General features: G+C 62.0%; 21 protein-coding genes. 17 read left to right on the top strand and 4 right to left on the bottom strand.

What is annotated here, in order from left to right; all coding sequences use genetic code 11:
* The first annotated feature begins 147 nt into the window (after positions 1 to 147).
* Positions 148 to 1,317 carry a cell wall hydrolase gene (locus tag H7X45_RS02375; protein WP_246449585.1) on the top strand — a complete coding sequence of 390 codons (1,170 nt, stop codon included), beginning with the start codon at positions 148 to 150 and terminating at the stop codon, positions 1,315 to 1,317.
* Between the two features lie 4 nt (positions 1,318 to 1,321).
* Here H7X45_RS02375 and H7X45_RS02370 read toward each other — a convergent pair whose 3' ends face one another.
* Both H7X45_RS02370 and H7X45_RS02365 read right to left on the bottom strand, forming a co-directional pair.
* Positions 1,322 to 1,786: a hypothetical protein gene (locus H7X45_RS02370; protein ID WP_187335968.1), complete on the bottom strand. Its 465-nt coding sequence runs from the start codon at positions 1,784 to 1,786 to the stop codon at positions 1,322 to 1,324.
* A 32-nt stretch (positions 1,787 to 1,818) separates the two neighbouring features.
* Positions 1,819 to 2,217, bottom strand: a complete 399-nt coding sequence (locus tag H7X45_RS02365) for a hypothetical protein (protein WP_214645513.1) — start codon at positions 2,215 to 2,217, stop codon at positions 1,819 to 1,821.
* Between the two features lie 350 nt (positions 2,218 to 2,567).
* Between H7X45_RS02365 and uvrA the strand changes: the two genes are divergently transcribed.
* From uvrA to H7X45_RS02325, 8 genes are all read left to right on the top strand, one after another.
* Positions 2,568 to 5,498, top strand: coding sequence for an excinuclease ABC subunit UvrA (gene uvrA / locus H7X45_RS02360; protein ID WP_187335966.1), 2,931 nt, complete (start codon positions 2,568 to 2,570; stop codon positions 5,496 to 5,498).
* 131 nt (positions 5,499 to 5,629) lie between these two features.
* On the top strand, positions 5,630 to 5,797 hold the full coding sequence (locus H7X45_RS02355; protein WP_187335965.1) for a hypothetical protein: 168 nt from the start codon (positions 5,630 to 5,632) through the stop codon (positions 5,795 to 5,797).
* Positions 5,798 to 6,240: 443 nt separating this feature from the next.
* On the top strand, positions 6,241 to 7,086 hold the full coding sequence (locus H7X45_RS02350; protein ID WP_187335964.1) for a ParA family protein: 846 nt from the start codon (positions 6,241 to 6,243) through the stop codon (positions 7,084 to 7,086).
* Positions 7,076 to 7,600: a hypothetical protein gene (locus H7X45_RS02345; RefSeq protein WP_187335963.1), complete on the top strand. Its 525-nt coding sequence runs from the start codon at positions 7,076 to 7,078 to the stop codon at positions 7,598 to 7,600. The genes H7X45_RS02350 and H7X45_RS02345 overlap by 11 nt, the downstream gene beginning before the upstream one ends.
* 758 nt (positions 7,601 to 8,358) lie before the next feature.
* Complete coding sequence (locus H7X45_RS02340) at positions 8,359 to 9,468, top strand: hypothetical protein (protein ID WP_187335962.1); 1,110 nt, start codon at positions 8,359 to 8,361, stop codon at positions 9,466 to 9,468.
* Positions 9,395 to 9,988: a carboxymuconolactone decarboxylase family protein gene (locus H7X45_RS02335; protein ID WP_187335961.1), complete on the top strand. Its 594-nt coding sequence runs from the start codon at positions 9,395 to 9,397 to the stop codon at positions 9,986 to 9,988. Before H7X45_RS02340 ends, H7X45_RS02335 begins: the two co-directional genes overlap by 74 nt.
* Positions 9,989 to 10,077: 89 nt before the next feature.
* Positions 10,078 to 10,518, top strand: coding sequence for a CHRD domain-containing protein (locus H7X45_RS02330; RefSeq protein ID WP_187335960.1), 441 nt, complete (start codon positions 10,078 to 10,080; stop codon positions 10,516 to 10,518).
* 53 nt (positions 10,519 to 10,571) lie between these two features.
* Positions 10,572 to 11,321 (top strand): RNA methyltransferase, encoded by a 750-nt coding sequence (locus H7X45_RS02325; protein ID WP_187335959.1) that lies wholly within the window; start codon positions 10,572 to 10,574, stop codon positions 11,319 to 11,321.
* On the opposite strand, the gene H7X45_RS02320 is transcribed toward H7X45_RS02325, so the two are convergent.
* Complete coding sequence (locus H7X45_RS02320; protein ID WP_187335958.1) at positions 11,318 to 11,629, bottom strand: chorismate mutase; 312 nt, start codon at positions 11,627 to 11,629, stop codon at positions 11,318 to 11,320. The genes H7X45_RS02325 and H7X45_RS02320 overlap by 4 nt on opposite strands.
* Before the next feature lie 269 nt (positions 11,630 to 11,898).
* Here H7X45_RS02320 and rpsD point away from each other — a divergent pair, with 269 nt between their 5' ends.
* From rpsD to H7X45_RS02295, 5 genes are all read left to right on the top strand, one after another.
* Positions 11,899 to 12,513 (top strand): 30S ribosomal protein S4, encoded by a 615-nt coding sequence (gene rpsD, locus H7X45_RS02315; RefSeq protein WP_187335957.1) that lies wholly within the window; start codon positions 11,899 to 11,901, stop codon positions 12,511 to 12,513.
* 182 nt (positions 12,514 to 12,695) lie between these two features.
* Positions 12,696 to 14,420 (top strand): M28 family metallopeptidase, encoded by a 1,725-nt coding sequence (locus H7X45_RS02310; protein ID WP_187335956.1) that lies wholly within the window; start codon positions 12,696 to 12,698, stop codon positions 14,418 to 14,420.
* Between the two features lie 54 nt (positions 14,421 to 14,474).
* Positions 14,475 to 15,464 carry an agmatine deiminase family protein gene (locus tag H7X45_RS02305; protein WP_187335955.1) on the top strand — a complete coding sequence of 330 codons (990 nt, stop codon included), beginning with the start codon at positions 14,475 to 14,477 and terminating at the stop codon, positions 15,462 to 15,464.
* Between the two features lie 35 nt (positions 15,465 to 15,499).
* Entirely contained in the window at positions 15,500 to 16,345 is an 846-nt protein-coding gene (locus H7X45_RS02300; RefSeq protein WP_187335954.1) for a class I SAM-dependent methyltransferase, read from the top strand.
* 68 nt (positions 16,346 to 16,413) lie between these two features.
* Positions 16,414 to 17,568, top strand: a complete 1,155-nt coding sequence (locus H7X45_RS02295) for a GGDEF domain-containing protein (RefSeq protein ID WP_187335953.1) — start codon at positions 16,414 to 16,416, stop codon at positions 17,566 to 17,568.
* Between the two features lie 48 nt (positions 17,569 to 17,616).
* Here H7X45_RS02295 and H7X45_RS02290 read toward each other — a convergent pair whose 3' ends face one another.
* Positions 17,617 to 18,441 (bottom strand): aldose 1-epimerase family protein, encoded by an 825-nt coding sequence (locus H7X45_RS02290; RefSeq protein WP_246449582.1) that lies wholly within the window; start codon positions 18,439 to 18,441, stop codon positions 17,617 to 17,619.
* Positions 18,442 to 18,469: 28 nt separating this feature from the next.
* On the opposite strand from H7X45_RS02290, the gene H7X45_RS02285 reads away from it, so the two are divergent.
* The 3 genes from H7X45_RS02285 to aguB all read left to right on the top strand — a co-directional run bounded on the left by H7X45_RS02285 (position 18,470) and on the right by aguB (position 20,376).
* On the top strand, positions 18,470 to 18,628 hold the full coding sequence (locus H7X45_RS02285) for a hypothetical protein (protein WP_187337200.1): 159 nt from the start codon (positions 18,470 to 18,472) through the stop codon (positions 18,626 to 18,628).
* 73 nt (positions 18,629 to 18,701) lie between these two features.
* On the top strand, positions 18,702 to 19,520 hold the full coding sequence (locus H7X45_RS02280) for an SIMPL domain-containing protein (protein WP_187335951.1): 819 nt from the start codon (positions 18,702 to 18,704) through the stop codon (positions 19,518 to 19,520).
* A 7-nt stretch (positions 19,521 to 19,527) separates the two neighbouring features.
* Complete coding sequence (gene aguB / locus H7X45_RS02275; protein WP_187335950.1) at positions 19,528 to 20,376, top strand: N-carbamoylputrescine amidase; 849 nt, start codon at positions 19,528 to 19,530, stop codon at positions 20,374 to 20,376.
* The last annotated feature ends 39 nt before the right edge of the window (positions 20,377 to 20,415 follow it).

Genomic DNA, 20,415 nt, shown 5'->3' with positions numbered 1-20,415 from the left:
ACGACGGAAGCGGTATTTTATCAAAGGCATCTACCTGAAGACGGTATCTTAACGCGGTCCACTGGCTGCGTCCCGCACTGGCACAGCAACAAAATGGCCCGCGCGGGGTGCGAAATTGCCGCCTAGAGAAACATCCAGCAGCATTGGGTGAGTTGGAAAAGCGTGATTCGCATAGCGAAAATCAGACTGACGAAAGCCGGCGCGGGGCCTCGCCAGCCCACCATCGGCGCACGCGAGTTGATCATCGCGCTCATCGCCTTTTCGCTTCTCGCCTTCGTGCCCGGCTTTGCGCAGATGAGCGCGGATGATCAGGCGCTGGTCGCCCCGGCACAACCGCCGCTGGGCGATGTGGAAAAGGCAGCAACCAATTTTCCCGGCTCCGCCTTCTTTTTCATGGATGAGGACAGCATTCCCTCCCCCGCACAGTGGCAGGAAGCCGTCGCGGCCAAGAGCGAAGACACCGCCAGCGATCTGCCGGTTCTGCCCGCCGGAGCCGCCAAGCCCTTCGCCATCAAGGCGGGCACCAGCGATTACAGCCGGGCCCTCCAGTGCATGACGGACGCAATCTATTATGAAGCGGCGCTGGAGCCCGATGCAGGCCAGGAAGCGGTGGCGCAGGTCATCCTCAACCGCGTGCGGCATCCCAGCTATCCCGACACCGTCTGCGGCGTCGTCTATCAGGGATCAGAGCGCTGGACCGGTTGCCAGTTCAGCTACAGCTGCGACGGATCAATGGCGCGCGGCCGGGTGCCGCTCTACTGGAATCGCGCCCGCGCCGTTGCAGCCAAGGCGCTGAACGGATCGGTCTTCGCCCCTGCCGGACTCGCCACACATTATCACACCACCGAGGTGCATCCCTATTGGGCGCCAAGCCTGCATTTCATCGGCACCATCGGCGCACACCGTTTTTATCGCTTCCGCGGCCAGGCGGGCACCGAGGGCGCCTTCCTGCGCCGCTATGCCGGCGGCGAACCGCTGCCCGGCCCGCATACTCGCCTGCCCCGGCCCACGCCGGAAAGCGATCTGCCCGATCCGATCGAACTGCAACGCGATTACGAACGCCAGTTTGCCGCCGCCAAGGAACAAGCCGAACTCCGGGCCCGCAGCCTTGCTTCGGCAAGCGCAGGCAATGGCAGCGCCCTTAATCCCCAAGCGCTGAAACCCCGCAGCTTCGCCGCTCCCGAATATTCGGATGCCGCCAAGGCGCGTGGCGGCGAACAGGCCTTTGCCGCCACGGGTCTTCCCGACAGCCGCATCAAGGCAGAATATCAGGCAAGCGGCAGCTGGAAAGACCCAGCCATGCGCGCAGCCCGCTGAGATATTACACCGGGCAGCGATCGTATCGCCGTGCATCGCCGCCGCGTGAATAGACCATCGAATTGCCGTCGGGATCGACGACCAGCCGGTCCCGCCGCAGCGTGGAGGCACCGCCCCTGGCCGTGATCCTCAGATCGACGATGATGCCATTGTCGCTCAGTTGGAGCACGGAAAGCGGCTCAGCATTGGCATCCGGAAACTGGATCTCCGATGCGCCGATGACGATCCGGTCCAGCCCCGGCCGGCCGCCGCAATCATCAATCTCATGCGCCCAGCGACCAAGGAAAGGCACCGGCAGCACGGGCTGCGCTTCCGGCTCGGCCTCGGCAGCTTCGTTCGTCGCCTCATCGATCGGCGGCCCACCCGGATCGGGCGAGCCAGACGTATCGACATCGGCGGATTGATCTGGCCCGGTGTCGGCGGGCTGGCAGGCCGTCAGAATTGCCAGAAGTAGAAGGCCGTGCCGCATGATCGCGATCCCGTCATGATAAAAAGGGCGGTCTAGCGCGGATCGGGCGCCTCGCAACGGAACATTGTCCGCACCGGCCCCTGGACCGAGCGATATCGTGCAGTGCCGTCCCCGTTCAGCGCTAGAAAGATCGCACGAGCAGCCTCGCGGTCGCCGACTATCTCCTGCAAGGTGATGGCGGCCTTGTCTCCATCGATCCGTATATGCGTCATAGGCCCGCCGGTTTCGAAAAAGCGAACCTCGTGCGCCTTCACATTCACATTCTGAAAGGTGGGATTGTAGTTGTTGTCACCTGCGCAGGCCTTACGGTCGGGCGCATAGAGGCCGCGAAAGCGCTCGGGAACCGTCACCGCGGTTTGCCGGCTGTCGTCATTTTGGTCGGATGACGGCAAGGCCACCGGAGTGTCGGGCGAGGATACGCGATGATCCATCGGCCGCAATCCCGCTCCGCCGGGCTTTGCCGGATCATTCGGAGAAGCGGCGACCGGTCCGGGAACCTGCCGCGACGCAACGCTCGTCGCCCCATCCGAACCACCGGCCCCATCGCCACCCGAACAGGCGGCGAGGATTAGAACAGCAAGCGCGGAAAATGATTTTGGAGCCATGTCGCCTGCAACGGATTGCTGCATTAGCCGGTTCCTCCTACGGCCAGCTTCGCCACTTGCGCATCCCCGCCCTAGCGATCACCGGAACGCGTTCCCATCTTGCGCGCTTCATCATCGGCGCGGGCGCCCGCTCCGCCGGTTGACATTTGCGAACATAAGCGGAACACGCAACTCCCATGGCACTTACCACAATTCAGGTGCGCGGCGCGCGCGAGCATAATCTCAAGGGCGTGGACGTCGATCTTCCGCGCGACAGCCTGATCGTCATCACCGGCCTGTCCGGTTCTGGCAAATCCAGCCTGGCGTTCGACACCATCTATGCCGAAGGGCAGCGGCGCTATGTGGAGAGCCTTTCCGCTTATGCGCGCCAGTTCCTGGAGATGATGCAGAAGCCGGATGTCGAACATATCGAGGGTCTGTCCCCCGCCATCTCGATCGAGCAGAAGACCACGAGCCGCAACCCGCGCTCCACCGTCGCGACGGTAACCGAAATCTACGATTATATGCGCCTGCTCTGGGCGCGCGTGGGTGTGCCCTACAGCCCGGCGACGGGCGAGCCGATCACCGCGCAGACGGTCAGCCAGATGGTCGACCGCGTGATGGCGTTGAAGGATGGCACCCGCTTCTATTTGCTCGCTCCCGTGGTGCGCGGGCGCAAGGGCGAATATCGCAAGGAAATGGCCGAATGGCGCAAGGCCGGCTTCACCCGCGTACGCGTGGACGGCGAATTTTACGATATCGAGGACGCGCCGAGCCTCGACAAGAAATACAAGCACGATATCGAGGTGGTGATCGACCGTCTGGTGGTACGCGAGGGCCAAGAAACGCGGCTGGCGGATTCCTTCGAAACCGCACTGCGGCTGGCCGAGGGGCTGGCCTATGTCGATCTGGCGGACGGCACGGTTGCGGAGGCTCTTGGGCAGAGCGCGAGCCCGGATGCAGATAAAGATGCAGCGCAGACAAAGGGCGGCGCGATGAAGGGTGCCGGCGTGCCGGACAACCGCATCGTCTTCTCCGAAAAGTTCGCCTGCCCCGTCTCCGGCTTCACCATTCCGGAAATCGAGCCACGCCTGTTCAGTTTCAACGCCCCCCAAGGCGCCTGCCCGGCCTGCGACGGGCTGGGCGAACGACAGGAGTTCGATCCGCAGCTCGTGGTGCCCAATGAGCTGCTGACGCTGAAAAAGGGCGCGGTGGTACCCTGGGCGAAGTCCAACCCGCCCAGCCCTTATTATATGCAGGTTCTCGGCAGCCTCGCCAAAGCATACGACTTCGATCTGGAGACGCCCTGGCAGGATCTCAGCCATGAACAGCAGCAGGTGATCCTGCACGGCACCAAGGGCAAGAAGGTGAAGCTCACCTTCAAAGACGGGCGCAAGAGCTACAGCGTCGACAAGCCGTTCGAGGGCGTGATCGGCAATCTCCAGCGCCGCCTGATCCAGACCGAGAGCGCCTGGATGCGCGAGGAATTGTCCAAATTCCAGACCGCGCAGCCCTGTGAGACTTGCCACGGCGCGCGCCTGCGGCCCGAGCCGCTGGCGGTGAAGATCGCGGGCGAGGACATCTCGATCAGCACGCGCCGCAGCGTGGTCGACGCGCTCACATGGTTCGAAGGCCTGCCCGAGTATCTGACCGACCAACAGAACCAGATAGCCAAGGCCATCCTGAAAGAGATCGTCGAGCGGCTGGGCTTCCTCAACAATGTCGGCCTCGACTATCTGAACCTCGACCGCACCTCCGGCACGCTGTCGGGCGGGGAAAGCCAGCGCATCCGCCTCGCCAGCCAGATCGGCAGCGGCCTTTCCGGCGTACTCTACGTGCTGGACGAACCCTCGATCGGCCTGCACCAGCGCGATAACGACCGCCTGCTGGAGACGCTCAAACGCCTGCGCGATCTCGGCAATACCGTCATCGTGGTGGAGCATGACGAGGACGCGATCCGCGCGGCCGATTATATCGTGGACATGGGCCCCGGCGCCGGCGTCCACGGCGGCGCGGTGGTGGCCGAGGGGACGCTGAAGCAGATCCTGAAGGCCAAGGGCTCGCTCACCGCCGATTACCTGACGGGCAAGCGCGAGATCGCGGTTCCGGACAAGCGCCGCAAGGGCAATGGCAAGAAGCTCACCGTCCACGGCGCCACCGCCAACAATCTGAAGGACGTCACCGCCTCCATCCCGCTGGGCACGTTCACCTGCATCACCGGCGTTTCGGGATCGGGCAAGTCCAGCTTCACGATCGACACGCTCTACGCCTCCGTCGCGCGCACGCTGAATGGCGCTCGCGTGATCGCGGGGCCGCACCAGAAGGTCACCGGCCTGCAGCATTGCGACAAGGTGATCGATATCGATCAGTCCCCCATCGGCCGCACCCCGCGCTCCAACCCCGCCACCTATACCGGCGCGTTCACCACGATCCGCGATTGGTTCGCCGGCCTGCCGGAGAGCAAGGCGCGCGGCTATACGCCGGGGCGCTTCAGCTTCAACGTCAAGGGCGGCCGGTGCGAGGCGTGCAAGGGCGACGGCGTCATCAAGATCGAGATGCACTTCCTGCCGGACGTCTATGTCGAGTGCGAAGTGTGCAACGGCAAACGCTACAACCGCGAAACGCTGGAGGTGAAGTTCAAGGGCCACTCCATCGCCGATGTGCTGGACATGACGGTGGAAGACGCGGTCGAGTTCTTCAAGGCCGTGCCGCCGATCCGGGACCGGATGGCGATGCTGTACGAAGTGGGCCTGGGCTATATCAAGGTGGGCCAGCAGGCGACCACGCTTTCGGGCGGCGAGGCGCAGCGCGTGAAGCTCGCCAAGGAACTCGCCCGCCGCTCCACCGGGCAGACGCTGTATATCCTGGACGAGCCGACCACCGGCCTGCATTTCGAGGATGTGCGCAAACTGCTCGAAGTGCTCCACCGCTTGGTGGAACAGGGCAACAGCGTGGTGGTGATCGAGCACAATCTGGACGTCATCAAGACCGCCGACTGGATTATCGACATGGGCCCCCTAGGCGGCGTCAACGGCGGCGAGGTCGTCGCCGAAGGCACGCCCGAACAGGTCGCCAAGGAAGAAGGCAGCTTTACCGGGGCCTATCTGGAGCACATGCTGGGCAAGTAAATTCTCCCTACCAGAGATGGCGGTGCCGAAGGCGTTGCGCAGCAATAGTGGTACGATACTACCTACGAGCTCTACACCCATATTGCGGTGGCCGAGCGCGAGGGGATGGCCGACGCTGGGCTCGCTAGCCTGTGCAGCGGAATCAAGCCTGCGGACCTGACGCGCGAACAGAGCGCGGCCCACAGCGTCGTCTTGCGCTGGCGAACGGTGGCTCCCTGCCCGGCCCGGCCTGGAATCAGGCGGTGGAGCTGTTCGGCCAGCACGGCACCAACGAGCTGATCTATCTGTTCGGCCTCTAAGCGATGGTCTCGATGACGCTAAGCGGCTTTGCGGCGGGTGTGCCCGCGATCATGCCCGCCCCGTCCACAGCGCGACTGCGACCGAGATCAGCAAGCCCCAAAAAAGCTAACAGCGTCGCAACCGCGCGGGTATCCGCAACCGATCGCTCCGACCGATCTGCTAGCTAGATGGCGAACAGCATCCCGGTTGGGCAGGGTTTGGGAGATGCATGAGGTGCTTGCTGATGAGGCTACCTTGGCTCAAAATACGCAATTGACGGGCCACGAACGGACCTTGCTTGCCGAAACGGGCGGTGACCACTTGGCAACAAGTCTTGCATCCTTCATTATTTCTTTCGCAATGATATAGCCGGTGTTCCTAAAAGCATTGTTGCGGTCTAAGGACTTGACCGGTCGCGCTAGATTATTTTACTAAACGGTCTTTTCGGGAGAGGAGAGCTTTAGTGAAAGTAATTGCATTTGTTAATATGAAGGGTGGCGTAGGAAAAACTACGCTCGCCGTGAACGTGGCGCACGCGCTCGCAAAGCGTCACCATAAAAGAGTTCTTATTATAGATGTGGACCCGCAGTTTAATGCTACTCAATGTTTATTCAGCGGTGATGATTATGTAGCAAAACGAGAAGAGGGCGGTCACACGATATTCGACCTTTTCAACGATGGCGCTATTCCAGTTATAAGTCCTGTTAGTGGGACTAGTGAAAAATCACCTCCTGAAATCGAGGATATTGAAGCTTGGAGTTATGGACCGAGACTAGATATCTTGCCCGGCAATCTAGAAATATACCGACTTGATATGGTTCCAGGCTCAGGTCGCGAGCTAAGGCTAAAAAGGTACATGGAGTCATTAGCAGGAAATGATGCCTACGACTATGTAGTAATAGATACTCCACCAACCCCATCAACATTTATGACCAGCGCCATATTGGCCAGCGATTACTATCTAATTCCGGTCAGGCCCGAACCACTATCGCGAGTTGGGATCGACCTACTAACTGGAGTGATCGGGCGAATTATTAAGAACCATGGCCACAAAATCGTCAATGTCGGGGTGGTTTTGACGATGATGGATGCGCGAACCAGCGTTTACTATGAGGCTCTATCCTTTCTCGATTCGGACCCCAAATGGAGCGGGAAACGGTTTAAGACCGTTCTCCCTCAGCGAACCAAAATTGCAAAAAATCAGGGCGACCAGCGTCTCATCCTCGATTCTGGTCAAGAAGATGCTATGAGGGCTGTTGCTGGAATAACGAACGAACTTTTAGAGAGAGTGGACGACGATGGCCTCTGAGCCACTTAGAAAAAAAAGACCTGCTAAGCGTAACGACCCGAAAGTGCTCTCGCGCTTTATGGAGGAGTTCTCATGGCTAATGACCTCATATGACGATGTAGACTTTAGAGCGCTCGGGTCATTAAGCGCAGATCTCGCGTTATTTACACGCAGCAGAGCAAGCGTGTACCGGAATAACAGCAAGTCAGATATCACCCATATGCTGGTGGGTAGCTTACCGAGTTTTTTGGTAGATGAGGAATTGTTTCCGACAAACGAAGATATAGCTGAGTTCGCACTATCAATATTAGATATTCGTATTCCTCGATGGCAAAAGAAATCGAAATATGAACTGATTGGACATATCGTTTGCAATGTAAATGAGGCATCCCCCTCAAAAGTTTCCCGCTTAACTAGCGCCCTGGAAAAGATTTTAGATGAGCGTGGGGAAACTAAGTCAAAAATCGCGAAGGAACGAAAATCAGGGCGCGGATGGAATGAGGTGATTCAAAATTTAACAGGTGGAGATTGGTGACCAAAATAAATGATTCGTTCGAAGAGATAAAGTCTTTCGTTAAAGATTTGTCATTACCATGTCACGGAATTGATCCACTAGATCAGGCTTCCATTAGCCTATATCGCCGCTTTCATGCCCTCCTGGTCTGGCAATTGGTTTTTGACAATAAAGATGATGTAAAGAGTTCGGGTCATTTTGACGAGTTTTTATCAGACATATCGTCATCATATTTTTTGTATATAACTTGTGCCTACAAGGCCTCGCAAGTTTTATTGCGTAGTTCGTTAGAAAATTTTATTCGCGCTATTTTAATAGCTCGCGGGGTGAAAACTACAGAGATTGAAAGCGTGTGGGAGCTCTTTGAAGTCGCAAAAGCTCATTTTAAACAACGTGAAATCGACGCAGTCGTACATAGGATTGGTGCGACGCATTCTAAATACGGCGAACTATGCAAAATCGTTCACTCAGTGGCGTACGAATATATGAGTCTGAGGGTTCCCTTTTCTACAATATTCGAATTCTCGCCCGAGGTTTCGGTTAAGTGCGAAACCAATATGTCTAATCTGTTTAAGATTATGCTCGAGATACTATATTTGTGCCATAATACTGAGCTAGACAAGTTGCATTACAAGTCTGCAGACATCATAAAAGATGCTGTAAGTAGTAGCATCAAAGCGATAGCGCATAGCGCATGATTAATTCCAACACATTAGTGCTGTCCTACACACCCCATCCCGTAATATATGGTTGGTCCCCTAAGATTCGGAGGACCGATCATGTCGTCATTTCCCGCCATCTCAGACACCGCCGCGGGCTCGCCGCTGCCGCACGCTTCGTGCGCGCCGGAATGTGAGGGCGGCGGCGGCTCGGCGGCGCGTCATACCCTTCCCGTGGCACAGGGCGCTGCTGGCTCCGCGCCGGGCACAGCACTAGCCCCCGCGCCGTCGCCGCGCGACATGCGGCTCACTGGCTGGACGCCGCAGGTCAAATGCGGCTTTCTGGAGGCGCTGGCACGGTGCGGGAATGTGCGCAGTGCCGCCGCCTTCGTCTCGATGAGCCGGGAGGGGGCGTATAAGCTTCGGCGGCGGGACCGGGCCTTTGCGCTCGCCTGGGAAGGGGCGCTGGTGCAGGCGCGCGAGCTGGCCGAGGACGTGCTGCAGGACAAGGCGCTGAACGGCATCGTCGAACAGCTGTCCTATCATGGCGAGGTGATCGACACGCGCACGCGGTTCGACGGGCGGCTGTTGCTGGCGCTGCTCGGGCGGCTCGACAAGCGCGCGGAAAGCCGCGCGGCGGCGCTGGGCGCGGAGCGGTTCGACGATTTGCTGCACGCGATCGGCGCGGGCGAGGATGCGGGCGCGCTGCTGGAGGCGCCCGAGGCGGACGCGCGCTCCGCCGGGGCCGGGGTTGCGGCAGGGAATGGCGTTGGCGCGGGTGCTGAGGAAGAGGACCCGCATTTGATCTGGGAGCAGGACGGGGAATGGTGGACCGACTATCCCCCGCCGCCGGACTTCGACGGCTATGAACAGGGCTGCTACGGCGATGAGGATTACAGCCGTTCTCTAAGCGAGGAGGAGCTGGAAGCGATCGGCGACGAGGAGGCGGCGGACGAGCGCCTCGCGCGGGCCGAAGCGCAGCGCCGCGCCGCCTTCGGGCTGGATGCGGGGGATGGTGCTGTGCTTGCCGAGGCGGGCGAGGATGGGCCTCATGAAAAAGCGCCTCTGGACAGTGTGAAGCCGTGTGAAGCGGGCGGGAGCCGTCCGGGCCTCCCGCGCGTTGAAGACGGGCATCCACCCAAAGGAGCCTCTCCCCATGACCGACACCAATGTACGCCTGCCCCTCATCCCCCCGGCCCAGCTCAGCGAGGAGCAGAAGCCGCTCTATGAGGACATGAAGAAGGGTATCTCCAGTGACTTCGCCGCCTTCCAGACGATGGTGCAGGACGGACCGAACGAGGGCGCGCTGATCGGCCCGTGGAACCCCTGGCTGCACGAACCGCGCATCGGCCGCGCGATCTGGGACCTGACCGAGGCGATGACGGCGGAGGCCAGCCTGCCGGAACCGGTGCGGCAGGTCGTCATCCTGGTCGTCGGCGCGCACTTCGATGCGGCATATGAGCTCTACGCCCACATCGCGGTCGCCGAAAAGGTGGGCATGGACGATGCGCGGCTCGCCAGCCTGTGTAGCGGCATCAAGCCCGGCGATCTCAGCAAGGAGGAAAGCGCAGGCTATGACGTCGCCTTCGCGCTGGTGAACGGCGGCACCCTGCCCCGCCCGGCCTGGGACCAGGCGGTGAGCCTGTTCGGCCAGCATGGCGCGAACGAGATGGTCTATCTCGTGGGGCTCTACTGCATGGTCTCGATGACGCTGAACGGCTTTGCGGTGGGTGTGCCTGAAGACGCCTGAGCGGCGCGCGGGAACCGGTGGTGCGGGCGGGCCGTTGCCGATCCGTAACCACCGGCCCCATGCGGGCCACCCAAGCGGGAGATAGCAAGATGACGATCACGACAAAGGGCGCGCTGGCGCTCGGCATTCTGGGCGCAGCAACGGCCCTTGGCGGCTGCGCCACGCTGGCCGATACGGTGGGCGAGAGCTACAACACCGCGCTCGTCGGCCAGCAGGAAGTGCCCGGCCCCGGCGATCCGGACGGCACCGGCACCGCGAAAGTCACCGCGGACGCCACGCTCAATCAGGTCTGCTACGATCTGACCGTTCAGAACATCAGCCGCCCAACGGCGGCGCATATCCACAAGGGCGCACGCGGTGTTTCAGGTCCGCCCGTGTTGACGCTCGATGCGCCCACCAATGGTGCCTCAAGCGGGTGCCTCAAGGTGGACAAGGCTGTCGCGGCATCGATCATCGCCGATCCGTCCATGTACTATGTCAACGTGCACACCGCGGACTATCCCAACGGCGCGATCCGCGGGCAGCTGTGACGCCCGCCGCAATGGTTGTTGGTTGATCGGCGGCTTTGCGCCATAGCGCGCCGATGACCGATACGCCTCGACCGAACCGCCCCGCGCCGCCTGCCATCGTTCTCGTCCGCCCACAGCTGGGCGAGAATATCGGCAAGGCGGCGCGGGCCATGCTGAACTTCGGCCTTACCGACATGCGCCTCGTAGCGCCGCGCGACGGCTGGCCGAACCCCTCCGCCGGCCCGGCGGCGAGCGGGGCCGATGTGGTGCTGGAACGCGCGCAAGTTTTCGACACGGTGGCCGAGGCGGTTGGTGACTGTGCGCATGTCTATGCCACCACTGTGCGCAAGCGCGGCGTCACCAAGCCCGTGCTGACGCCCGAGGCGGCGGCGAAGGAGTGGATCGGCGCCAACGGGGGCAGCGCGATCCTGTTCGGCCCCGAGCGCTCCGGTCTGGAGACCGAGGATCTGGCGCTTGCCCGCGCGATCGTGACGGTGCCGATCAACCCGGAGTTCGGATCGCTCAACCTGGCGCAGGCGGTGATCCTGACGGCCTATGAATGGTCCAAGCATGACGCGTCGTTGGCGCAGCCCACGCGCGTGGAGGACGAGCCCCCTGCACCGCAGGAGGAGCTTGAAGGGCTGATCGCCCATCTCGACGGCTTGTTGGAGGAACGCGGCTATTTCAACCCGGTCGACCGCGCGCCCGCCACGCGGCGGATGCTGCGCACGTTGCTGACCCAGCCGGGCTGGAACAGCGGCCAGGTGCGCTCGATGCGCGGCGTGCTCAGCCGGTTGGAACGACGCCCGATCGAGAGCGATTAACGCGCGTCGAAACGCTTCAATTCATAAGCGATCGAGCTTTCGACCAGCTGATCCCACAGCGCGCGGATCACGTCTTCGGGCAAACCCGCAGCCTCCGCACGCTCCGCTGCCGCGTCGATGACCGCCGCCTTGCGCGATTCGTCTCGTACCGCGCCGCGCTCCGGCTTGATGCGAGCCGCGGCATCCATATAGCCGAAGCGCCGGACGAGTAGGTCCACCAGCGCGCGGTCCACCGCATCCACGCCTTCGCGTACCTCCGTCATAGTGGTGCAGTCCGCAGGGTCGATCGTGCTTTGCGTTTCAGTCATGCGCGCTGCTCTAGCAGCGCCGAAGACGATGTCGAGGGAGCGCGGATGAACTGATATGGACGAAGGCCAAGAGCGTGCGATGATGTCGCTCTTCGTAGTCCTACATCACAAGACCGGAAAACCGCGCTCCGGTTGACTTTGCCGTCCACTCGCTCTATCCGCGCGCCTTCGCAATGGGCTCCGCACCCCGGTGAAGCGGCAGCCGCGTTCTGTTTCTGGCAGGGCGGTGCGATACCGGGACCAACGTCAAAGCATATTGGAGATGCATCATGTCGAAGCGCAAATCTTCGAAGTATAAACTCGATCGCCGTATGGGCGAGAACATCTGGGGCCGTCCGAAGTCCCCGGTCAACCGCCGCGAATATGGCCCCGGCCAGCACGGTCAGCGCCGCAAGGGTAAGCTGAGCGACTTCGGCATCCAGCTGCGCGCCAAGCAGAAGCTCAAGGGCTATTATGGCGACGTGACCGAGAAGCAGTTCAAGCGCGCCTATACCGAGGCGAGCAACATGAAGGGCGATACCGGCCAGAACCTGATCGGCCTGCTCGAGCGTCGCCTCGACATGGTGGTGTACCGCGCCAAGTTCGCCCCCACCATCTTCGCCGCCCGTCAGCTCGTTAGCCACGGCCACATCCGCGTGAATGGCGTGAAGTGCAACATCGCCAGCCGTCAGATCGCCGTCGGTGACGAGATCAGCCTGGGTGACAAGGCCAAGGAAATGGCACTGGTCATCGAAGCGCAGGGCCTCGCCGAGCGCGACGTGCCGGACTATGTCTCGGCCAGCGGCAACGACAAGGTCAGCTTCGTTCGCGTCCCGACGCTGGACGAGGTGCCCTACCCCGTGAAGATGGAACCGAACCTGGTCGTCGAGTTCTACTCGCGCTGATCGGTTCGATCCGACGAATTTAAAAAGGGCGGTCCGCTTGGGCCGCCCTTTTTCGTTTGAGCAAATGCCCGGCGGCGTGCGGCGGTGTGCCGAACGACTTTAGCCCGGCGCGCGCGCCTTGCGCCCCTTCCCGCCCTCTGCCAGATTGGGCGCAAAGCGCTATCGCTCTCGAGAGGAAATCCATGAAAGCCCATCTGCTCGCCGCCGCCGCCGTCACGACGCTTGCCGCCTGCACCCATGTGCCCGATGCCGCCACCGCCAGCCTCGATCAGCTTACCGGCCGCGCCCCGATGGGCGGCGATATGGAGGTTGCGGATGCAGGCACCATCGCACCGCCGCAGCTGTCCGAGCAGACCATGAAGGAGGTGACGCGCCAGCTCGCCTCGGACGAGTTTCAGGGCCGTGCGCCGGGCACGATCGGCGAGGAAAAGACTAAGGCGCTGCTGGTGAAGCGCTTCCGGGAAGCGGGCCTGCAGCCTGGCAACAACGGCAGCTGGTTCCAGGAAGTGCCGCTGGTGGAGATCACCGCGAAACAGTTCTCGCCGCTTACCATCACTGGCGGCAGTCAGGCGATGAGCTTCCAGCACGGCAACGACTTCGTGGCCGGCACCTATCAGGAAAAGCCGCGCATCGACCTGAAGGACAGCGAACTGGTGTTCGTCGGCTACGGCATCAACGCGCCCGAGCGAGGTTGGAACGATTATGCCGGGCTCGATGTGAAGGGCAAGACGGTGGTGATCCTGGTGAACGACCCGGACTTCGGCACGCAGAGTCTGGACGGTCCCTTCGGCGGGCGTGCGATGACCTATTATGGCCGCTGGACCTATAAATATGAGGAGGCTGCCCGTCAGGGCGCGGCGGCAGCGCTGATCATCCACGATACCGCGCCCGCCGCATATGGCTGGAACGTCGTCGAATCCAGCTGGACCGGCCCTCAATATCTCGCTCAGTCGGACAATGGCGGGGCTGACCAGACGATGGTGAACGGCTGGATCCAGAAACCCGTCGCGGAGAAGATTTTGGCAAGTGCGGGCAAGGATCTCGACCAGCTGATGCAGGCGGCGCGGCGCAAGGGCTTCAAGGCCGTGCCGCTAGGCGAGCGAGCCTCGCTCTCCTTCGACAACGACATCACGCGCACCCTGTCCAACAACATCGTCGGCATCCTGCCCGGCGCCACGCGGCCCGACGAATATGTGCTCTACACCGCGCATTGGGACCATCTGGGCATCTGCAAGCCCGCGCCCGACGGCGACGATATCTGCAACGGCGCGGTCGACAACGCCACCGGCACCGCCGCACTGGTCGCGCTAGCCGAGGCGCAGGCGAAGGCCGGTCGCCCGGACCGCTCAATCGTCTTTCTGGCCGTCACCGCCGAGGAATCGGGCCTGCTCGGTTCGCAATATTATGCCGATCACCCGATCTATCCGCTGGCGAAGACGGTGGGCGGCGTGAACATGGACGCCTTCTCGATGGCAGGCCCGGCGAAAAACCTCACAGTTATCGGCATGGGCAAGAGCGACCTCGATCGCTATCTGGCCGCCGCCGCGCAGGCCGAAGGACGCACACCCGAGGCGGAGCCGACGCCGGAGAAGGGCTATTACTACCGATCGGACCATTTCAGCCTCGCCAAGAAAGGCGTGCCGATGGTCTATTTCGAGGGCGGCGAGGATCTGGTGAACGGCGGCCGCGCAGCCGGTGCCGCGGCGGCCACCGATTATGTCGAGAACCGCTATCACGGACCCAAGGACGAATATGATCCCAACTGGAACTGGGCGGGCGTGATGGCGGACCTGCGCCTCTATTACCGCATCGGCCGCGAACTGGCGATGACGAGCGACTGGCCGAACTGGGTTCCGGGAGACGAATTCCGCGCCACCCGCGACGAGACGGCGGACCAGCGAAAATAACGACCCTCGGCGCCGTTCGGGCGTGCGAACAGTAAGTAGAGACCCAATCTGACTATGACCTCCACCTTCCTCCCCCCGGCCGAATGGGCCCCGCATGACGCCGTCTGGATCGGCTTTCCCGGCAATCCGGAAGAATGGCCCGCAGGGCAGGCGGAAGCGCAGAGAAACGTCGCGGCCTTTGCCGATGCCGTCCATGCGGGCGGCAAGGGCGAGCGGGTGGAGCTGATCGCGCGCAGCGATGCCGATGCCGAAACCGCGCAAAAGCTCGTCGGCCCAGGCGTGAACGTCTCCGTCATCCCCTTCGGCGATATCTGGCTGCGCGATACCGGGCCGATTGTGGTCAGCGACGGAACCAGCCTTCGCGCGCGCGGCTTCGGCTTCAACGGCTGGGGCGGCAAATATGTGATGGCGGGCGACGAAATCGTGCCCGAAACGCTCAGCGAACGCGCCGGCCTTCCGTTCGACGCGAACGACTGGATCCTCGAAGGCGGCGCGATCGACGGGGACGGCACCGGCCTTGCCGTCACCACCGCGCAGTGCCTCCTCCATCCCAATCGCAACGCTGGGGTGCTGCAGGAGGATATCGAACGCTGGCTGGCGAGCGACCTCGGCATCGATCGCCTCCTCTGGCTCGGCCAAGGCCTTATGAACGATCATACCGACGGACATGTCGACAATCTCGCGCGCTTCGTTGCGCCGGGCGTGCTCGCCATTCCCGAGCCCGCGGGCAGTTCCGATCCCAACCGCGACGTCTATGCCGATGCCGCCCGCCGCGCCCGCGCTTTCGGTGTAGAGGTGACCAACCTGCCCTCGCCCGGCCGGTTCGAACAGGACGGGGAGATCGTGCCCGCCAGTTACATGAACTTCTACATCGGCAATGCCGCCGTGGTCGTCCCCACCTATGGCCGCCCCAATGACGATGCCGCGGTCCGCGCGATCGGCGCGCTGTTTCCGGACCGCGAAGCCGTGGGCGTCGACGCACAGGGCGTCATTCGCGGCGGCGGCTCCTTTCACTGCTGCAGCCAGCAACTTCCCGCGCTATAGCCTCGGGCGGAGAAGGACAGCCGAGAGGAAAGCCCATGAAGAACTGGATCATCGCCGCGGCGCTCGCCGCCACCCCGCTTGCCGGGGCGCAGGCGCAGGACGCCGTCACCCCCACCATGTCCGCCGAAGCGCGCGATCAGCTCGATCAGGTGCTGCGCGGCGAATGGCGGAGCAAGGACAGCGCGCGCGACGTCTATCGCCACCCGGCTGAAACGCTGGCCTTTTTCGATGTCGAGCCCGACATGACCGTGGTGGAATACGCCCCCGGCGGCGGCTGGTACAGCGACATCCTGGCGCCCTATTTGGCGGAAAAGGGCCGCTTTATCGCAGTGCAGCTTCCCGATGCCGAGGGCGTGCCGGAGGGCTATCGCAAGAACGCCGCTGCGGTCGCCGCCGCTTTCCCGGGCAAACTGGCGGAGCGCACCGGCCTCTCCGCCGAAGGTATCCCGTCCTATGTCGGCGGCGATCTTCCCGAAAGCCTCGACGACGCAGTGGACCGCGTGCTCGTCATCCGCATGATGCACAATCTGATGCGCTGGGGCGTCGCCGACCGCGAACTCGCCGAATGGCGCCGCGTGCTGAAGCCGGGCGGCATGCTCGGAATCGTCCAGCACCGGGCCAAGCCCGATGCCAGCGCAGACTATGCGAACGGCACTAAGGGCTATCTGCGCGAAGAGGACGTGGTCGATTTCGTCCAGTCGCAAGGCTTCGAACTGGTCGGCACAAGCGAGGCTAATGCCAATCCCGCGGATAGCGCGGACTGGGAAAACGGCGTCTGGACGCTGCCCCCTAGCCTCGCGCTGAAGGATCAGGATCGCGCGAAATATGAAGGGATCGGCGAAAGCGATCGCATGACTTTGCTCTTCCGCAAGCGGCCCTGACGCCTACGATAAAATCATATTAACCAGTCGGGATTATCTCCAAGGGCCTGTTTCATGGGGAGCGGCCTTTGGCCCTGACGGTTAGTTTCTTTGATGTCATGACGGCGCTGATTGCCGCGCTCGCGGTGCTCGCCTGCATATGTTTCGCCGTGATGCGAGGTCGCTGGGCGTTGGCTTGGTTGGCCGCGTCACTGGTGATCGGCGCCGCTGAAATGCAGGCGATGAAAATTATAGATTATGGCGCCGTCATCGTCGCCATAATCACCTTTACCGTGCCGATTGCGCATTGGTGTTTCGCCCAGGCTCTGCGTGCGACGGTGAACGCCGGGCTGTCGTGCGGGTGGTTGAACGGCGCGATTGCCGCATTGACCGGCCTGTCGCTGGCAATGTTGGCAGCCGGGGCCGACGCCTTCTGGCAGACCCTGCCCTTTCAGATCGCGGCGGTGATCGCGGTGTGCGACGGCGCGCGCTGCATCGCGCAGCGGCGCAACTCGATCCTCGACGGCGCGATCGTGGTCACACAAATTTGTGTCGCGCTGATGCTCTTGCTGCGCGTCCCGATCCTGTCACCGATCCTTGGCGGACATTCCCACTTCTCTACGGCCACGCAGGATGCGCTTCTCAGCGATATGCTGACCGCCTGGGCAATCCTCGGCCCGATATCCGTCGCGCTGTTGATCGCCAAGGTGGTCGGCGGGATGGTATCCAGTTATCGCAGCCGCGCCGAGCGCGACGACCTTACCGGCTTGCTCAACCGCGCTGCCTTCAACGATCATTTGGAAGCGTGCCAGGATGGCGTGCTTATCCTGTGCGACATCGATCATTTCAAATCGATCAACGACAATTTCGGGCACCCAGTCGGAGACAAGGTCATTTGTCGCCTCTCGCAGATCCTGGCCAGCCAGCGCGGCCCTGCCGCCCGCATTGGTGGAGAGGAATTTGCACTGCTTTTGCCCGGCGCTACCATGGGCGATGCCCTGCATTCCGCCGAGGCAGCGCGAATGGCATTCCGGATCGCTATGCGCTCCGACCTGCCCGAAGCAGGCGCTGTCAGCGCCAGCTTTGGCATCGCGCCAATTAGGAGTGGAACCAGTGTCCAGCAGGTGCTGGCCGAGGCCGATGATGCTCTTTATCGCAGCAAGAAGCAGGGCCGCGACCGCGTTTCAATCTATCAGACCGTCAAACCCCGAAAACCAGCGATCTGGCTGCCTGCCGCGGCCTGAACATGTTGCTTTCTGCCGAACCGGGTCGACGCCGCAGACGCCTGACGTTCAGTCGGCGTCGAAATCGTCCTGCTGGGCAATGCTCATTGTAAAACGGCGATCCGCTCCCGGCGCGAGCAACTGGCTGCCCGGCTTCTCTCGAAAATCACCTTCCCAATTCTGCGGCTCGGAAATTCCGGACCAAGGCTCGATACACAGGAACGGCGCACCCGGTTTTGTCCAGATGCCGAGAACATCCATGTCCGGAAAGGCGACATCCAACGCTGGCTGGCCCGGCGCGCCGTAGCGTACAAAGCGGCTTTCGACGCCGCTGAAAATCATCGCATCCTCTTCGAACTGGCGATCATCCGGGGTCAGGATACTATCAGCGATCGGGGTTGGTAGTGATTCGGGACGCAGAAAACCTTCCGCATCGATGCGGCGCAACGGGACAGTCTCCCCTTTTCCGAAACGGATCCGGTGGGCACTGCGCGGCGCATCGAAAGGCAGCGGCCAGCGAAAAGCAGGGTGAAAGCCGAAGGAGAAGGGCATGGCATCCGCCCCAGTATTTCTCACCGTTGCGGTAATCGACAGCTCCGAGTCTTGAAGGACGAAGTGTACTTCCAGCACGAAGGAGAAGGGATAGAGAGTGCGGGTTTCTGCATCGTCACGCAAGGTAAAGGTGGCGGCACCGGGCTGGTGCTGCGCAACCTCAAACAGCCTGTCGCGCGCGAATCCATGTTTCGGCATGTCATAATGCCGACCGTCCAGCTTATAGCCGCCATTGTGGAGTGTGCCGATTACCGGAAACAAGATCGGCGCTCTGCCTTTCCAGTAACGAGGATCTCCATGCCACAGGAGATCCCGCCCCTCCCCATCGACCAGCGACTGCAACTGCGCTCCGCGCTTGGAGACGGTGGCGGTGAAACCGGACGATGCAAGAGAAATAAGGTTGCGCATGTGCGCCCCTTTTGATGATGACGCGAGTGTAACGTTTTCGCAGCAAAATGGGTCCGTGGCCGAAGAGGAAAAGCTGACGGCAAGTTTTGCGCTGAAGATCCGCTTGAGCGACGCAGATTGACGACAATGAAACCGTGTATCATGCTGAATTGCGGCGTGCGTTCTGCGCTGCGTTTCTGAGGATCGGGTCGATCATGAAAATAGCCAAACCTTTTGACGGGCATCGCCCGGTTCAGGTCCTTGCAGCAGCGCGGCGGCGAATATCTCAATCTTTGGTCAGCCGGGAATGTTGGAAGCTGGCACCCCTCGCCGCGATTGCGCTGCTTGGCAGCCTATCGGCCTGCGCGGAGCGCGAGCCCGATGCGCGCGGTGTAGATCGTGACGAAACGCTGCTGACGGTCTCGGCTACCGGCCGCGCCGAAAATCAGCCGGACGAAGCGCGTTTCACCGCAGGCATCCAGACGATCCGCCCCAGCGCCGCCGCCGCGAACCAAGCCAATACGGAGGCTATGGAGAAGCTGATCGCCGCGCTGAAGGCTCAGGGTGTGGTGGACAAGGACTTGCGGACGCAAACGATCAGCGTAAGCCGCATCGGCTACGGCAAGCAGGAAGGGCAGTATGAAGCCAATAACAGCGTAGAAGTACGCGTGCGCGATATTGCCCGGGCCAGCCAGGTGGTAACGGCAGCCACTGGTGCAGGCGCGAACCTTCTGTCCGGTCCTGATTTGCGCCTGTCCGATCCAGAAGCGGCAAGCATGAGCGCCTATACCAACGCATACAAGGCAGCGCGGGCGCGGGCGGAGGCTTATGCCGGTGCGGCGGGCCTCAAGATCTCACGGGTGCTCGCGATCCGCGACGGCGCGCTGCAGGACGGGCCGATGCCCTATGCGCCGCCGCCGATTGTGCGCCCTGCCTCACCGGTTGCCGAGCAGGCATCCGTGCCGTTGCAGCCTGGTACGACGACGAGCACGGTGACGGTGAGTGTGGACTTCGCGCTAAAGGGCGGCAAATAAGGCGCCCATGACCAAGCTGACCGTCGCCGCCCTGCAACTCGCCCTGAATGCCGATATCGAAACCAATATCGGCGCCGTTTCCGATCTGGTGGAAGAGGCCGCGGGCCGCGGCGCGCAGGTGATCCTGCCGCCCGAACTGTTTGAAGGCCCCTATTTCTGCAAGGTGGAAGAAGAGGCGCTCTTTGCCACCGCTCGCCCCGTTTACGAGCATCCGTGCGTGCTCGCGATGCAGAAGCTGGCGGCCGCGCTGAAGGTGGCGATCCCGACCAGCTTTTTCGAACAAGACGGGCAGCAATATTATAACAGCCTCGCCATGATCGGCCCGGAGGGCGAACTGATGGGCGTCTACCGCAAATCGCATATCCCGGACGGTCCCGGTTATGAGGAAAAATACTATTTCCGCCCTGGCAACACCGGCTTCAAGACGTGGGATATGTTCGGTACGCGCATCGGCGTCGGCATCTGTTGGGACCAATGGTATCCCGAATGCGCGCGGGCGATGGCGCTGATGGGCGCGCAGCTGCTGTTCTATCCCACCGCCATCGGCTCCGAACCATATGACGCGACGCTCGATACGCGCCACATGTGGCGGCGCGCAATGCAGGGGCACTCGGTGTCCAACTGCATGCCGGTGATCGCCGCCAACCGGATCGGCGTGGAAGACGGACAAGCCTTCTACGGCCACAGCTTCATAACGGATGAGTGGGGCGAATTGGTAGAGCGCTTCGATGGCGGGGAAACCGGCATCCTGGTGAGCACGGTCGATCTCGCGCTGGCCGCCAAGCACCGCGCTGGCATGGGCTTCTTCCGTGATCGCCGCCCTGATCTCTACGGCCGTCTTAGTGAGGATCGGTAAGGCGCTCGGACGATCAACCCGGCCGAACGCGACTTACAC

Origin of the sequence: Novosphingopyxis iocasae (genome assembly GCF_014334095.1) — a bacterium.
Taxonomy (GTDB): Bacteria; Pseudomonadota; Alphaproteobacteria; order Sphingomonadales; family Sphingomonadaceae; genus Novosphingopyxis; species Novosphingopyxis iocasae.
Note: the sequence above shows the minus strand (reverse complement) of the source record. Positions and strands in the feature narration are given on the sequence as shown.

What these genes read in the sequence shown, in the direction of transcription:
- aguB (WP_187335950.1), top strand. Translation starts at nt 19,528, where the DNA reads ATGACCAAGCTGACCGTCGCCGCCCTGCAACTCGCCCTGAATGCCGAT.
- H7X45_RS02340 (WP_187335962.1), top strand. Translation starts at nt 8,359, where the DNA reads ATGTCGTCATTTCCCGCCATCTCAGACACCGCCGCGGGCTCGCCGCTG.
- H7X45_RS02320 (WP_187335958.1), bottom strand. Translation starts at nt 11,629, where the DNA reads ATGACTGAAACGCAAAGCACGATCGACCCTGCGGACTGCACCACTATG.
- H7X45_RS02335 (WP_187335961.1), top strand. Translation starts at nt 9,395, where the DNA reads ATGACCGACACCAATGTACGCCTGCCCCTCATCCCCCCGGCCCAGCTC.
- H7X45_RS02310 (WP_187335956.1), top strand. Translation starts at nt 12,696, where the DNA reads ATGAAAGCCCATCTGCTCGCCGCCGCCGCCGTCACGACGCTTGCCGCC.
- uvrA (WP_187335966.1), top strand. Translation starts at nt 2,568, where the DNA reads ATGGCACTTACCACAATTCAGGTGCGCGGCGCGCGCGAGCATAATCTC.
- rpsD (WP_187335957.1), top strand. Translation starts at nt 11,899, where the DNA reads ATGTCGAAGCGCAAATCTTCGAAGTATAAACTCGATCGCCGTATGGGC.
- H7X45_RS02345 (WP_187335963.1), top strand. Translation starts at nt 7,076, where the DNA reads ATGGCCTCTGAGCCACTTAGAAAAAAAAGACCTGCTAAGCGTAACGAC.
- H7X45_RS02280 (WP_187335951.1), top strand. Translation starts at nt 18,702, where the DNA reads ATGAAAATAGCCAAACCTTTTGACGGGCATCGCCCGGTTCAGGTCCTT.
- H7X45_RS02305 (WP_187335955.1), top strand. Translation starts at nt 14,475, where the DNA reads ATGACCTCCACCTTCCTCCCCCCGGCCGAATGGGCCCCGCATGACGCC.
- H7X45_RS02330 (WP_187335960.1), top strand. Translation starts at nt 10,078, where the DNA reads ATGACGATCACGACAAAGGGCGCGCTGGCGCTCGGCATTCTGGGCGCA.
- H7X45_RS02325 (WP_187335959.1), top strand. Translation starts at nt 10,572, where the DNA reads ATGACCGATACGCCTCGACCGAACCGCCCCGCGCCGCCTGCCATCGTT.
- H7X45_RS02300 (WP_187335954.1), top strand. Translation starts at nt 15,500, where the DNA reads ATGAAGAACTGGATCATCGCCGCGGCGCTCGCCGCCACCCCGCTTGCC.
- H7X45_RS02370 (WP_187335968.1), bottom strand. Translation starts at nt 1,786, where the DNA reads ATGCGGCACGGCCTTCTACTTCTGGCAATTCTGACGGCCTGCCAGCCC.
- H7X45_RS02365 (WP_214645513.1), bottom strand. Translation starts at nt 2,217, where the DNA reads ATGGATCATCGCGTATCCTCGCCCGACACTCCGGTGGCCTTGCCGTCA.